A 13,619-nucleotide genomic window follows, 5' to 3' on the forward strand; every position below is an offset into this window, starting at 1 on the left:
TCGAGCGGGCCACCGGGGCCGGCCCCGGGATCGACATCGAGCGCGACGTCGCGCTCCGAAGTCGCACCATCGTCGAGGCGAACCTCAAGGATGCCGACGATGTGGCGACGGTGCTCGACCTCATCGAGCATCAGCAGAGCAGACGGACGCGGCGACGCCGACCTGCGGGACGTGACCATCACGCGGGGGTTCACCTCGCACCCGGCGGGGTCGGTCCTCGTCACCTTCGGGCAGACCCGCGTCATGTGTACGGCAAGCGTCACCGAGGGCGTGCCGCGGTGGCGCAAGGGTTCGGGCCTGGGGTGGCTCACGGCGGAGTATGCGATGCTGCCGGCCGCGACCCACGAGCGCTCGGGCCGGGAGTCGGTCCGCGGCAAGGTGGGCGGTCGCACCCACGAGATCAGCCGTCTGGTGGGCCGCTCCCTGCGGGCCTGCATCGACCTGTCCGCGCTGGGGGAGAACACGATCGCCCTGGATTGCGATGTCCTGCAGGCCGACGGCGGGACACGGACCGCGGCGATCACCGGCGCGTACGTGGCCCTGGCGGACGCGATCACGTGGCTGCAGGCCAAGGGCGCGGTCACCGGCAACCCGCTCACCGGGGCGGTCGCCGCGGTGAGCGTCGGCGTCGTCGACGGCCGCGTCCTGTGCGACCTGCCCTATGAGGAGGATTCGCGGGCCGAGGTGGACATGAACGTGGTGTGCACCGACGGCGGCAAGCTCATCGAGGTCCAGGGGACCGCCGAGGGCGCGGCGTTCGGCCGCGACCTGCTGGACGCGATGCTCGACTCGGCGCAGGCCGGCTGCGAGCGACTGTTCGAGATGCAGCGCGAGGCCCTCGCGGCGCCCTACCCGGGCGAGTTGCCGTCGCCGCCGGCTGCACGGAACCGAGGGCGGTAGTCGTGACCGTTCGCCTGGTGGTCGCGAGCCGCAATGCCAAGAAGCTGGCCGAGCTGCGCCGGGTGCTGGAGTCGGCGGGGATCGTCGGCATCGAGCCGGTGGGACTGGACGAGGTGCCGGAGTACCCGGAGGAGCCCGAGGACGGCGCCACCTTCGCGGACAACGCGCTGATCAAGGCCCGATCCGGTGCGCAGGCGACCGGCCTGCCGTGCCTGGCGGACGACTCGGGACTGGCGGTGGACGCCCTCAACGGCATGCCCGGGGTCCTGTCGGCGCGCTGGGCCGGGCGGCACGGCGACGACGCCGCGAACAACGCGCTCCTGCTCGCGCAGCTGGCGGATGTGCCGGAGGAGCGCCGGGGAGCGGCGTTCGTCTCGGCGTGCGCGCTGGTCGGTCAGGGCGTCCCGCACGCTGCGGGCTCGCCTGCTGCTCAGGACGGGGTGGGCGAGATCGTGCAGGAGGGCCGCTGGCCGGGCCGCGTGTTGCGGCAGTCGCGTGGTGAAGGCGGGTTCGGGTACGATCCGCTGTTCATGCCCGAGGGGTCCGACCGCGCCGCCGCCGAGCTCAGCCCGGAGGAGAAGGACGCGGCCTCGCACCGTGGCCGGGCCCTGCGCGCCCTGGTGCCGGCGCTGCGGGTACTCGCCGAGCGGGCCTGACGGCGGCATCCGACCGGCGCACGCTGGCCGACGCGCGCCGGTCGGATGCCGGTGCCGACTAGAGCTCGCTGCGTCCGCGCACGGCCTCCAGTGCCCGCTCGGTCTCGAGCACGCGCAGGTGGGGGACCGGGTCGGCGCCCGACCACAGGACGTACTCGGTGAGCTGCCGACGTACGAGTGCTCGTAGGTCGTCGGGGTTCCACGGCTTGGCGACGTAATAGTCCAGCCCGCCTTCGTTGACCGCGCGGATGGTGTCGGCGTGGTCGGCCTGGCCGGTCACCAGCACGGTCCGCACGTGTGGGTGCCGGCCCGAGGCCATGAGCTCCACGAGGAAGTCGGTCCCGGAGCGTCCGGGCAGCCGGTGGTCGGCCAGGACCAACGCGAGCACGTCGCCGTCAGCCGCGACCTCGTCCAGCACGGCGTGGGCGTCGGGCACGTCCTCGGCGGGTTCTACGCGGGCGATGTCGGCGAACGGCGCGAGATCGGCCTCGAGTGCCTCGCGGACCTCGGGTTCGTCCTCGAGGACCAGGATCGTGAGTCGCGGGTCGGGGACGGCTCGGGCGGATCGGGCGTGCGTCACGTCAGGGGCTCCTCGCTGTGGTCGGCGGCGGGCAGGGTCACCCGGAATGCGGTGTGCCCCGGCCGGGAGTCGAGGTCGATCACGCCGTCGTGGTCGAGCACGATCCGGTGGCTGATCCCCAGCCCCAGGCCCAGCCCGAAGCGTATGCGTCCGGATTTGGTCGTGAAGTGGGGCTCGAAGATCTTGTCGCTGATCTCGTCCGGCACGCCGGGGCCGTTGTCCGTGACGGTGACGATCACCTCGCCGCCGTTCGAGGCCCCGGCACCGATCCGGACCCGGGGGTCGGGCGGGGCCTGCGGGCCGGTGAGGACGTCGGCGGCGTTGGTGAGCAGGTTGATCCACACCTGGGTCAGCTGGCCTGGGTGGGCGGTGACGTCCGGCAGGCCCTCGGCGATGTCGCGGACCACCTGGACCCCGGGCAGACGGTGGGCGGTGATGCGCAGCGCGTCGTCGATGGTCGTGGCGACGTCGGTGGGGACGTAGGCGGCGTCGAGCGGGCGCATGGACGAGCGCAGCGAGGACACGAGGTCGGCGATGTGATCCACCGCGAGGTCGAGGTTGCGGGCCGCCGAGCCGATCGCCGCCGCCGTGACGACGGCCTCGCGCGTACCGGGTGACGACGACGAGAGGGCCCGGAGCGTCTCGTCGTCGTCCAATCCGGCGGCCACCACCCTGCGGGTGGTCTCGGCGTCCGGCAGCACGGCACGGACCCGCCGGCGCGCGCTGCGCAGTTCGGCCGTGGGGCGCGCCTTCGCGGTCCGCGCGCGGCGGAGCGCCCTGGTCACCAGCTCGGCGTCCCCGCCGCGGGCGACGAGGGTCTCGAGGTCGGCCAGCAGGTGGTCGCGGGCGCCCTCGAGGGCGGCCAGCGGGTTGTTGAGCTCGTGGAACAGCCCGGCCGCCATCTGTCCGATCGCGGCGGCGGAGGCCTGGCTCATGAGCTCGACGCGGGCCTCGGACAGGGCGTCGAGGGCGTCGGCGAGCCGCTCGCGCTCCTCGTGCAGGCGCACCGCGAGTTCGGTCTCGGTGAGGCGCTGTGACTCGGCGTGGCGGAGCCGGTCGTCGAGTCCGTGGACGGCGGCCACGCCCAGTGCGGTCCCGACGCGGGGGCTGCGGGTCAGGGCGGTGACGAGTTGTTCCTCGGACAGGTGCACGAGCGCGCAGTCGGTGAGGGTCCGGGTGGTGTGCAGGGCGGTGCGGTCGCCGACGAAGCCCGGCAGCCCGATCAACGGGCCGCCACGGTAGGGGTTCTGGCCCTCGGGGAAGGGGCGGCCCGGGATGAGGACCTCGACCTCGCCGCGCAGCAGGATGTAGAGCCCACCGAGCCGGGCGTCGCGGCGGGACAGGACGACGCCGGGCGGAAGCTCGATCCGCGGGCGGGGGCCGAGGGACTCCTCGAGCGCGTCCACGAGTTCGGCGACGGCGGTCCGCCGCGAGCCCCGCAGCGACGGCAGCAGTTCGGCGGCCCGCGGGTGCACTCCGGGTATCCCGGTGGGGGCGCGGTGGCGCAGGGCGGCGTGCTCGGGCCCGCCCTCGGCGTCCCGGCGGCGCCCGGCGTCCAGCCTGGCCCACCAGGTGAGGATCCGCGGGCCCAGTTCGCCGGGCGCCCACGGCACCGCCACGACGCCGTCGAGCAGGCCCGCGTCGACCGCCCGCTCGATCCCGGTGACCGTGGCGCCGGAGGTGACCACGAGCAGTCGCGGCGGCGGATCCTCCGGCCCGGAGGCGGAGACGACCGCGCTGAGGATCGCGTCGGGATGGTGCTCGTCGCCTACCGCGACCACCACCTCCGGACCGGCGGCGGTGCCGCCGAGCGCGGCGACGAGCCGGGACGCGGCCGCGGGATCGTCGGCGCGGTGGACGATCACCTCGGCCGCATCCGCGCCGGCCGGGCTGGCCGTACCCGCGCTGGCCGCGCTGGCCGCGCTGTCGATCTCGCGGGCGACGGCGGCGGCGACCGGGCCGTGGCCCACCACCAGAATCGGCCGGAGGGGCCGGCCCTCGTCACGGGTGATCGGGCGCGGCGGGGTCGTGTCGCGGGCGGTCATGTCAGGCCTGTCAGGGACCACCAGGCGGGCATGACGAACGCCACCAGCACCAACCCGACCACGCCGACGACGATGCCGATCGCGGCCATGTCCTTGGTACGGATCTCGCCGGTGGCGTAGGCGATCGCGTTGGGCGGGGTGGACACCGGCAGAGCCATACCGAGGCCGCAGACGACGGCCAGGGCCACGGCCAGGATCACCGAATCCGAGCCGACGGTCACCGCCAGGCCCGGCACCAGCGGGATGAGCAGATTGGCCGTGGCGGAGTTCGAGATGAGCGTGCCCAGGAGCAGGGCCAGGGTGAGCAATCCCAGTGTGACTGCCAGCCCCGGCAGGGTCGCCCAGTCGACCAGCCCGATCATCCACTCGTCGAGCCCCGTGGCGGCGACCCCGCTGCCCAACGCGATCCCGCCGGCGACCAACCACAGCACCGGCCACTGCAGGCGCCGCAGGTCCTCGCCGGTCATCACAGAGGTGGCCAGCAGCACGGTGACGGGCAGGAACGCCACCGTCGCCGCCGGGATACCGTGCGCGGCCTCGGTGAGCCACAGCACCACGGTGAGTCCGGCGACCACGTAGAACAGGACCGCCCGGGGACGCGTGTCGAGGTCCACTCGCACGTCGATGTCCACGGCCACGCCACGGTCGAGGTAGCGGACCGACAACACGGCCCATGCCACGACCAGCAGGACCATGACCAACGGTCCGGTCGCCAGCAGCCAGTCGACGAAGGTGATGCGGATGCCCTGGTCCGCGAGGGTGCCCACCGCGATCGCGTTGGGCGGCGAACTGACCGGGGTGAGCAGGCCACCCACCGTGGCGGCGACGGGGATGCTCAACGCCAGCCCCGCACGGGCGGCGGGGGACGGGGACACCGCCAGGACGGGGATGAGGACCGCGAGCATGGTGGCGGTGGTGGCGGTGTTGGACATGAACGCCGAGAGCACGGCGGTGATGAACATCAGTCCGAACACGGTGAGCCGGAGGTTGCCGCGGAACGGCCGCAGCATCACCGCGGTGAGGTTGCGGTCCAGTCGGTATTTGGCGGCGCCGTCAGCCAGGAGGAAGCCGCCCAGGAACAGGATGATGACGGGGTGGGCCAGGGTGGCGTAGATCGACTCCGCCGTGGGTGCCTCGAACGCGGTGTCACCGAAGCCGACCAGAGCCTCGTCGGAGATGAGCAGGACCTGCAGGAAGATCACCAGGACCGCCGTGGCGACCAGGGGGATCGCCTCGGTGACCCACAGGATGACCGCCACGGAGAACACCGCCAGCATGCGCTGGGCGGGCGGGTCGAGGCCCGGGAGATCGGCGAACAACACCGCGACCGGGACCAGGACGGCGAGCGCCAGGCCGACGCGCTGCACCGTAGTCCCGGGCAGGCGCCTGGCCGCGGCGATCACAGGCATGTCAGACCAGCACCGTCATCTGAGGTCACGGTCACGGCTGGTCGGCATCGCGTCAGATCACGGGCGGATCAGACCGCGTACTCGGCGTGGACGTCGCGGGTCCGCTTGTTCTCGAACCAGAACGACAGGAACGGGATCGTCCCCGCCAGCGCGGTGAGCAGGGTGCGCGACGCGGGCCAACGGGCCTTGATCGCCAGGTCGAGCGTCATGAACAGGTACAGGATGTAGAACACGCCGTGCGCCTGCCCGATGTAGGTGAACCAGTCCGGGGCGTCCGACGAGTTCTCCAGGATCAGGTACTTGTAGATCATCTCCACCGTGAGCACCAGGAGCCAGACACCGGTGATCCAGGCCAGCACACGGTAGCGCTTGAGCGCCCCGGCGATCTTGCCGCCGGGATCCGGCTTGCGGTTGTCGGTCTGCTGGGTGGCTGCGGCGGTCATGAAGCAGGCTTCTCCTGGTGAGTGCCGTCGACCCGGTCTCTCCGGGCGAGTTCGGCGAGATAAGAGTTGTAGGCGTCCAGGCCCTCGTCCCGGACCGCCTCGTCCCGGGCGGGTCGACGCGTCGGCAGCAGGTCCGAGGGGATCTCCGTCATGACGGGGCCGCGGCGCCGGCCGGTTCGGTTCTTCCCGGTGGTCGCAGTGACCCCTGAGGGCCGGCCGACCTCGTCGTCGCCGTCTTCGTCGTCTTCCGCGTCGTCCCCCGCGCGGTGACCCCCGTCGACGCCGTCCGCGGCGGCGATCCGGTCACCCTCGTCGGCCTCCATGCGCACGTACTTCAGGTACGCGTAGACGAGGAACCCGGCGAGGAACGGCCACATGAACGTGTACCCGAGGTTCTGCGCGGTCCCGGTGGCCTCCTGGTAGCGGGCGAGCTGCCACAGCCCCATGCCCATGCAGAAGATCGCCCCCAGGACGACGAACGCGATCCACGCCGGGCGGTGCTTGACCCTGGTCCGCGCCGGGTCGCCGGAAGCCGTGGCACTTCCGGTCGCGTGGGAGCCAAGGGTGTCGGACACGCCTCCACGGTACCGCTGACCACACGGTAAACTCATCTCGCCCGGTACCCCCGGGTGACGCGCCCGTGGCGGAATTGGCAGACGCGCTGGATTTAGGTTCCAGTGTCTACGGACGTGGGAGTTCAAGTCTCCCCGGGCGCACTGGTCTTTCCACTCGGATCGGGTGATCAGGATGAGGAACCGGATGGCCGCGAGAGCAGCGGCCGCGTCGCTGATCCTGGCGGTCTCGATGGCGGTGGCCGGCTGCGCGCAGGTGGATGTCGCGGTGGACCGGGGCCTCTCGTCGAAGGCCCCCGGGGATCAGGCTGCGGTCGAGCCCCCGGCGGAGCCGTCCCCGGTGGAAGCGGAGACGAACGTACAGCGGAGCGAGAACGGCCTTCCGCCCCTGGACGCCAGCGAGAGGCTCCGCGACAGCGCCTGTGCGAAAGCGGACGACATGATCGCGAGGGACTACTGGGGGCACACCGCGCCTGACGGCAGCGGCGGCCCGTCCACGTTCTTCCGGGAGGCCGGTGTCGACTACTCCAGAGCTGCCGAGAATCTGTTCTATTCGTCCACGGGCGGTCCGGATCCGGTCGCCAACTGGATGCAGAGCCCGGGCCACAGGGAGAACATCCTCGACCCGGACCTCACCCGCGTGGGTGTCTGCCTGCGGACGGCCGCGTACCAGGGTCTCCCGGAGGCTCATCTCTACGTCCAGCACTTCGCCACTCCGATGTCGGAGAGGTAGAGGGAACCGTCGTGGTCGGTACGGTCCGGGCATGTGGTTCGACAACTGGTCCGACATCCTCCGGATACTCCTCGTGGGCACCGCGGCGTACATCTTCCTCGTGGTGGCGATCCGGGCGTTCGGCAAGCGCACCCTCGCGCAACTCAACGCCTTCGACTTCATCGTCACCGTCGCGCTGGGTTCGACGCTGGCGACCATCATCCTCAGCTCCGACGTGTCGTGGGCCGAGGGCGCGGTCGCACTGGCGCTGCTCGTCCTGCTGCAGTACGTCGTCTCCCAGCTGAGGCGACTGCCGGGCGGGCGTAAGGCCCTGACCGCACAGCCGACTCTGCTCGTCCGCGACGGGGTCATCCTCGACGACCAGCTGGCGCGGCACCGGCTCACGCACGCCGACATCCGCCAGACCCTCCGCTCCTCGGGAATCGGGGACCTCGGCGAGGCCGTCGCCGTCATCCTGGAGAGCGACGGGAGCAGGAGCGTCATCACCGGTTCGCAGCTGGGCAACGGCTCCGTTCTCGACGACGTCCCGGGGTGGCCGCGACGCGACGCGGACTGACCCGCCGGCGAGGGGGCGCGCCAGCGGGCCAGAACAGGGGTCAGAGAGCGGCGAGGACCTCGTCCGCGATCTCGGACGCCGGCAGCGTGATCGGGCAGACGAGCCCGTTCTCGTCGGCCTCGAGTGGCTCCACGGTGCTCAGCTGGGACTCGAGGATTCGCCGGGACGCGAAGTGCCCCCGGCGGGCGGCGAGTCGGGCCGCGATGAGCTCGGGGTCGGTGCCGAGTTCGACGAAGAACACCGGGCGCTCCACCTGCCGCAGCGTGTCGCGATAGGCACGTCGCAGCGCCGAACACGCGACGACGAGCCCCGGGCCGCTGCCCGTCGACCGGTCGCGTTCCCGCATGCCGTCCCGGACCGCGGCCAGCCAGGGCGCGCGGTCATCGTCGGTCAGGGGCTCACCGGCGCTCAGCTTCCGGCGGTTGGCGGGCGGATGCACGTCATCGGCGTCGAGGAACGGCGCACCGAGGCGTTCGGCGATCACACGGGCGACCGTCGACTTCCCGGCGCCCGAGACGCCCATGACGACGATGTGAGGTCCGGACACGGGCGACGACGGCGTCAGATGGTGAAGGCCAGCGACCCGAGGATCGTCCGGCCCAAATCCTCGTCGCCACTGATCTCCACGCCGCTGCCCGGCTCGGCGACGATCCGGCCGGTCGCCGCGCGGACGAAGGTCGGGGTGTCGAAGACCAGTTCCACGGTGGGCTGCGCGGTGTCGTCGACGTCGGCGAGGGCTGCGCGTCCGTCCACGACGACATCGGTGGCCAGCGGCAGATCGGTGCCCGCCTCACCCGTGACGCGGAACCGGACCCGGGAGCCGTCCGGCGCGGCGGCCTTCTTGCCGACGATGCGGGGCAGGGCAGTCACGATCTCCCCGACCGCGAACCGGCCGATGTCGCCGCCGAGGTGATGCTGCATCCCGATGGCCTGCCGGATGTCGTCCTCGTGGATCCAGCAGTCGAAGACCCGCACGCCCATGAAGCGGCGGAACGGGACGCGGCCGACGGGGGAGTCGGTCTCGGCCTCGAGGTCTGGGGCGCTCATCTCGGAGAGCTGCTCCGTGCGCTCGGCGACGACGTCGCGGAAGTCCTCGAATGCGTCCTCGACAGCCAGCGGGCGCGCCTCCTGTACGAACTTCTCGTTGAGCTCCGCGATCGGGTTGAGCACGTACTCGCGGGCGGAGGCGGGCAACTCGATGTCCGGGACCGCCTCACCGGCGAGCATGTGCTCGGTGCCCGCCACGTGTGCCACGACATCTCGGACGGTCCACCCCGGCAGAGGGGTCGGTGCGATCCAGTCGTCTCTCTTGAGCCCGGCGAGCAGTTCGTCGAGGCGCTTCCACTGCTGGATGAGGTGACGGATCTCCTCGGGGGCCTGCCCGGCGGGCGCGGCGGCGGGGGCGTCGGTCGTGACATCGGGGCTGTTGGTGTCCATGGTCACACGCTACTGCGGCGCCGCCCCGCGGGTAGCGTCTGCGGCATGTCGCCGACCACGACCGACCGTCCCACCCTCGCGATCCTGGGAGCCGGTGGCGACCTCACCGAGCGACTCCTGCTCCCCGGGTTGGGGACCCTGCTCGCCACGGATCCCGACCGTGACGTCACCGTCATCGGCTCCGGGCGTTCCGGGATGGACGACGGTGACTGGCGCGACCTCGTCCGCGGTGCGTTGCGCGCCGGAGACCGCTCCCCGGAGCAGGTCGACGGGATCGTGGACTCGACCCGGTTCGTCGAACTGGACGTGACGGACGCCGAGGCCTTCTCCGACTTCATCGACGGGCTGGACGGACCGGTGGTGCTGTACTTCGCCCTCCCACCGGCCGTCACGGCCGCAGCGTGTGAGGGCCTGCGCGGGCGCCCACTGCGCGACGACGTGCGGTTCGCGCTGGAGAAGCCGTTCGGCGACGACCTCGCCTCGGCGCGCAGGGTGAACGCACTGCTCACCGACCTCGTGCCCGAGGACCGCGTGTACCGGGTCGACCACTTCCTCGGGGAGGCGACCGTGCTCAACATCCTCGGCATGCGGTTCGCCAATCGCATCATGGAGCCGGTGTGGACAGCGGAACACGTGGAGCGCATCGACGTGGTCGCGGACGAGACGCTCGCCCTCGAGGGCCGCGCCGGGTACTACGACTCCGCGGGCGCGCTCGTCGACATGCTCCAGTCCCACCTGCTGCTGGTGATGGCGCTGGCGACGATGGATGCACCCGCGCGCCTCGACGCCACCGAACTCCACGACCTCATCGTCACCACGCTGCGTGCGACGCGCGTGTGGGATGGCGATCCGCTCGTCTCCTCGCGCCGGGGCCGCTACACCGCCGGGCGGGCGGGTGGCAGGGACGTGGTGTCCTACGCGGATGAGGACGGCGTCGACCCGGCTCGGGGGACCGAGACGTTCGCCGAGGTCGTCCTGGAGATACGGAACCAGCGGTGGGCCGGGGTGCCGGTGTTCCTGCGGTCGGGCAAGGCGCTGGGTGAGGACTCGATGCGGGTGACGGTGGCGTTCCGGCCGCCGCGCCACGTGCCCGGGGCGTTCTCGGGGGGTGTTCCGCCGACCCGGCTGACGATCGGGATCGCGCCCGACCGGGTGTCCCTCGACCTGGCGACGAACGCGGCCGACGACCGGTTCACGCTCGAGAGCACCCGCCTGGCCGCTGACCTGGGGGACAGCGAGCTGCTGCCGTACGGGGAGGTCCTCGGACGCATCCTCGACGGCGACCGACTGCTGACGGTCCGCGGTGACGTGGCCGAGGAGTGCTGGCGGATCCTCACTCCGGTGATCGAGGCGTGGGAGGCCGGCGGGGTCCCGCTCGAGGAGTACGAGGCGGGTTCCGACGGCCCGGCGGTGGGCGACCGCCGGGAATGACCCGGCCCCGGGTCCGTGGGCGGAACCGGGGCCGGGAGCTGCGGTTGGGCGGGGTCAGCCCCTGCCGCGTTCCGCCGCTTCTCGGACGGCACCCTCGTCGACCCCGTCGGGGTGGCTCACGTAGTGGACGATGCTGGCGACGAGTCCGCCCCAGATCACGAGCAGGAACAGGACCATCATGATGATCGCGGGAGCATCCATTGCTCAGGCCTCCTTGGTCTTGCGGGGGGACGCCGTCGCACCGGACGGGCGGTCGGCGGCGGGAGGGGTGAGGCCCTCCTCGTAGGCGAAGTCGCTCGGATCGTCGTCGACCGTCGGGGGGCCGTCGAGCTGACGGGACCCGCGCCACGGCAGGAGGGACAGGACCACCGACAGCACGAGGATCGTGGCGATCATGCCCCAACCCCAGACGCCGAGGACGGATGCCTCGTACCCCTCGTACGGTTCGGAGATCAGGGTCATGATCTCGCGGATGAGGGAGTAGCCGAGCACGAGCGGCGTGATGACGGCCAGGCACACGATCCAGAACGTGCCCACCCTCCACGAGGACACCGAGTTGAGGTGGTCACGCAACTGCGGGGCGAGGCGCATGCCGAAGATCACCACGACCAACGCGATGAGCGAGATGCCGACGATGCCCAGACTGTTGACGAACTTGTCGAGGATGTCGAGATTCTGCAGGCCGGTCTCTGTGGGCATGAGAAGCAGGGAGATGGCGGCCATCGGGACACCCACCGCCAGCGTGGCCGCGGTGCGCGAGGACCCGATCTTGTCCTGGAAGGACGAGATGACCACCTCGGTGATGGAGATCAGGGACGTGAGGCCCGCCAGGATGAGGCAGACGAAGAACACGACGCCCCAGATCGGCCCGCCCGGCATCTGCGAGATGAGGGCGGGGAAGGCGATGAACGCCAGGCCCGGGCCGCCCCCGACATCGTCCCAGCCGGCTCCCGCCGACGTGGTCACCAGGAAGCCGAGGGTGGCGAAGACGCCGATGCCCGCGAGGACCTCGAACGCCGAGTTGGAGAAGCCCACGACCAGACCGGAGCTGGTGAGGTTGGTCTTGCGCTTGAGGTAGGACGAGTAGGTCAGCATGATGCCGAAGCCGACCGACAGGGAGAAGAAGATCTGACCGTAGGCGGCGATCCACACGGACGGCTCCGTGAGGACGCCCCAGTCGGGCGTGAAGAAGTTGTTGAGACCCTCGAGCGCGCCGTCGAGGAAGAGGGAGCGGACCACCAGGGCCGCGAACAGAGCGACCAGGAGCGGGACGAAGAACATCGCGGTTCGTCCGATGCCCTTCTGCACGCCGGCGAGGAGGACGCCGAGGGTGACGATCCAGACCACCGCGAGGACGATGGCGATGCCCGGCACGAAATCGATGCCGAACCCACTGCCCGCGCGGAGGAAGTCCTCGGCGAAGAAGGTCGCGGACTCCTCGTAGGTCGAGCCCCACCGCTCATCGACGGAGAACCAGGCGTAGCTGGCGGCCCAGGCGATGATGACCGCGTAGTAGACCGCGATGACGAAGGAGACCAGGACCTGGATCCACCCGATGGGTTCGGCGAACCGGTTCATCCGCCGGAAGCTCAACGGGGCGGATCCGCGGAAGCGGTGACCGATGGCGTAGTCGAAGAACAACAGGGGGAGACCCGCGGTGAGAAGTGCCACCAGGTAGGGCAGCAGGAAGGCGCCGCCACCGTTGTCGTAGGCGACGAACGGGAAGCGCCAGATGTTGCCCAGGCCGATGGCGGAGCCGATGGCGGCGAAGACGAAGACGGAGCGACGGGAGAACGTCTCCCGCGGCTTCACCCCGCTTCGGGTGGTTGGTCGTGTCATGGGACGACTCCTTGTCGACGGGCGGGCCCGCGGGCCCGCGCGGTCCTGTCATGGGACGGTGCGTGCGTCCCCGGCGTGTACCAACTTCTAGCCCGGCCGTTGCGTGTTGGTGACCGGATCGACGCAATCGCTGCATCGAGATGTGTGACTCGTGGGAATACGGTAAGCCCATGAGGACCGATATCGGCACACGAAGCGCGGAAAATCGCACGTCTGCATTCCGCGCGGTGGCGTCGGCGGTCGTCGCCGGTGTCCTCGCGGTGGGGGCGGTGAATCCGGCGATCGCCTCCGCTCCGAGCCCGACAGGCCCGGCCGGCTCACCGGCCCCCGTTGCGGCGCAGGATCCCGTGGTGGCGCCGGTCCCGGTGCCGGCCGACCTCGTGGAGGAGACGGGGTCGTGGTTCGCGCACGGATACACCCTGGATCTTCGCGCGGACGGGACGGGAACCTTCGCGGTGTGGGTCGGGGCCTTCGACGGGACCCGGATCGACGTGAGCCTCATCCCCGCTCCGGGGCCCGCCACCGTCGCAGAAGTGGTGGGTGTCGAGACGGTCGGCGCCGGCGCCCTGGGGCCGGACGGGACACCGGGCATCGGGGGACTGGTGACCATCGCCTTCGGCGCTCCGGTGCGGACGGCGCATGTCGAGTGGACGTCGGGGCCGCGACGCCTCTCCGCCGATCTGTGTCCCACGGAAGGCCTCGACGCGGTCGCCATGGCGATCCTGCGCTGCGGCGCCTGACGCAACCGGTCGCTGTCCGCGACACGCCGTGGGGGGCGTCCGCGACACGCCGTGGGGGGTCGAGGAACGCCTGAGAACTAGATAACGATCAGGTAACGGGACCGTCGGCAAACCTGAGGCCCCCCTCACCTGTTGATATGAGGCTCGCGTCATGTCCGGATGTGACACGGATCACTTGGCGCGCGGTCACCGGGTCGCGTGTTTCGGTCGCGCGTACCCCCTCAAGCTGAGGAACCCCTCAAGTTCGTGTGGCAATCTGTGTCCTGCGCCGTAACCGC

15 protein-coding genes and 1 tRNA gene are annotated in these 13,619 nt (G+C 71.2%); 7 read left to right on the plus strand and 9 right to left on the minus strand.

The window, feature by feature from the left end:
- Positions 1 to 99 precede the first annotated feature (99 nt).
- Both rph and J1M64_RS15100 read left to right on the plus strand, forming a co-directional pair.
- A complete protein-coding gene (gene rph / locus J1M64_RS15095) occupies positions 100 to 900 on the plus strand; it encodes a ribonuclease PH (RefSeq protein ID WP_206474615.1) in 801 nt (266 codons plus the stop codon).
- Between the two features lie 2 nt (positions 901 to 902).
- The gene (locus J1M64_RS15100; RefSeq protein WP_067719897.1) at positions 903 to 1,556 is read left to right on the plus strand and encodes a non-canonical purine NTP pyrophosphatase; all 654 of its coding nucleotides are present in this window, start codon (positions 903 to 905) and stop codon (positions 1,554 to 1,556) included.
- A 58-nt stretch (positions 1,557 to 1,614) separates the two neighbouring features.
- Here the strand turns inward: J1M64_RS15100 and J1M64_RS15105 are convergent, their stop codons facing one another.
- The 5 genes from J1M64_RS15105 to J1M64_RS15125 form a co-directional block, all read right to left on the minus strand.
- The gene (locus tag J1M64_RS15105) at positions 1,615 to 2,136 is read right to left on the minus strand and encodes a response regulator (protein ID WP_067719896.1); all 522 of its coding nucleotides are present in this window, start codon (positions 2,134 to 2,136) and stop codon (positions 1,615 to 1,617) included.
- A complete protein-coding gene (locus J1M64_RS15110) occupies positions 2,133 to 4,181 on the minus strand; it encodes an ATP-binding protein (protein ID WP_206474617.1) in 2,049 nt (682 codons plus the stop codon). The genes J1M64_RS15105 and J1M64_RS15110 overlap by 4 nt, the downstream gene beginning before the upstream one ends.
- Positions 4,178 to 5,590 (minus strand): DASS family sodium-coupled anion symporter, encoded by a 1,413-nt coding sequence (locus J1M64_RS15115; protein ID WP_096905844.1) that lies wholly within the window; start codon positions 5,588 to 5,590, stop codon positions 4,178 to 4,180. The genes J1M64_RS15110 and J1M64_RS15115 overlap by 4 nt, the downstream gene beginning before the upstream one ends.
- Before the next feature lie 68 nt (positions 5,591 to 5,658).
- A complete protein-coding gene (locus tag J1M64_RS15120; RefSeq protein WP_206474619.1) occupies positions 5,659 to 6,033 on the minus strand; it encodes a DUF3817 domain-containing protein in 375 nt (124 codons plus the stop codon).
- Positions 6,030 to 6,608 (minus strand): hypothetical protein, encoded by a 579-nt coding sequence (locus tag J1M64_RS15125; RefSeq protein WP_206474621.1) that lies wholly within the window; start codon positions 6,606 to 6,608, stop codon positions 6,030 to 6,032. Before J1M64_RS15125 ends, J1M64_RS15120 begins: the two co-directional genes overlap by 4 nt.
- 59 nt (positions 6,609 to 6,667) lie before the next feature.
- Here J1M64_RS15125 and J1M64_RS15130 point away from each other — a divergent pair.
- The 3 genes from J1M64_RS15130 (at position 6,668) to J1M64_RS15140 (ending at position 7,894) form a co-directional block, all read left to right on the plus strand.
- Positions 6,668 to 6,749, plus strand: a tRNA-Leu gene (locus J1M64_RS15130).
- A 43-nt stretch (positions 6,750 to 6,792) separates the two neighbouring features.
- Positions 6,793 to 7,338: a CAP domain-containing protein gene (locus J1M64_RS15135; RefSeq protein WP_206474623.1), complete on the plus strand. Its 546-nt coding sequence runs from the start codon at positions 6,793 to 6,795 to the stop codon at positions 7,336 to 7,338.
- Between the two features lie 31 nt (positions 7,339 to 7,369).
- Positions 7,370 to 7,894, plus strand: coding sequence for a DUF421 domain-containing protein (locus J1M64_RS15140; protein WP_206474624.1), 525 nt, complete (start codon positions 7,370 to 7,372; stop codon positions 7,892 to 7,894).
- 40 nt (positions 7,895 to 7,934) lie between these two features.
- Here the strand turns inward: J1M64_RS15140 and J1M64_RS15145 are convergent, their stop codons facing one another.
- The gene (locus tag J1M64_RS15145; RefSeq protein WP_256820736.1) at positions 7,935 to 8,441 is read right to left on the minus strand and encodes a gluconokinase; all 507 of its coding nucleotides are present in this window, start codon (positions 8,439 to 8,441) and stop codon (positions 7,935 to 7,937) included.
- Positions 8,442 to 8,455: 14 nt separating this feature from the next.
- Positions 8,456 to 9,331 carry a maleylpyruvate isomerase family mycothiol-dependent enzyme gene (locus tag J1M64_RS15150; RefSeq protein WP_206474626.1) on the minus strand — a complete coding sequence of 292 codons (876 nt, stop codon included), beginning with the start codon at positions 9,329 to 9,331 and terminating at the stop codon, positions 8,456 to 8,458.
- 45 nt (positions 9,332 to 9,376) lie between these two features.
- Here J1M64_RS15150 and J1M64_RS15155 point away from each other — a divergent pair, with 45 nt between their 5' ends.
- Entirely contained in the window at positions 9,377 to 10,762 is a 1,386-nt protein-coding gene (locus tag J1M64_RS15155; protein ID WP_206474628.1) for a glucose-6-phosphate dehydrogenase, read from the plus strand.
- 54 nt (positions 10,763 to 10,816) lie between these two features.
- On the opposite strand, the gene J1M64_RS15160 is transcribed toward J1M64_RS15155, so the two are convergent.
- Complete coding sequence (locus J1M64_RS15160; RefSeq protein ID WP_082924111.1) at positions 10,817 to 10,963, minus strand: methionine/alanine import family NSS transporter small subunit; 147 nt, start codon at positions 10,961 to 10,963, stop codon at positions 10,817 to 10,819.
- A 3-nt stretch (positions 10,964 to 10,966) separates the two neighbouring features.
- Complete coding sequence (locus J1M64_RS15165; protein WP_206474630.1) at positions 10,967 to 12,601, minus strand: sodium-dependent transporter; 1,635 nt, start codon at positions 12,599 to 12,601, stop codon at positions 10,967 to 10,969.
- 170 nt (positions 12,602 to 12,771) lie between these two features.
- Between J1M64_RS15165 and J1M64_RS15170 the strand changes: the two genes are divergently transcribed.
- Positions 12,772 to 13,341, plus strand: a complete 570-nt coding sequence (locus tag J1M64_RS15170; protein ID WP_069389772.1) for a hypothetical protein — start codon at positions 12,772 to 12,774, stop codon at positions 13,339 to 13,341.
- Positions 13,342 to 13,619 lie beyond the last annotated feature (278 nt).

Origin of the sequence: Dietzia sp. KRD202 (genome assembly GCF_017168155.1) — a bacterium.
In the GTDB taxonomy this organism is placed as follows: Bacteria; Actinomycetota; Actinomycetes; order Mycobacteriales; family Mycobacteriaceae; genus Dietzia; species Dietzia kunjamensis.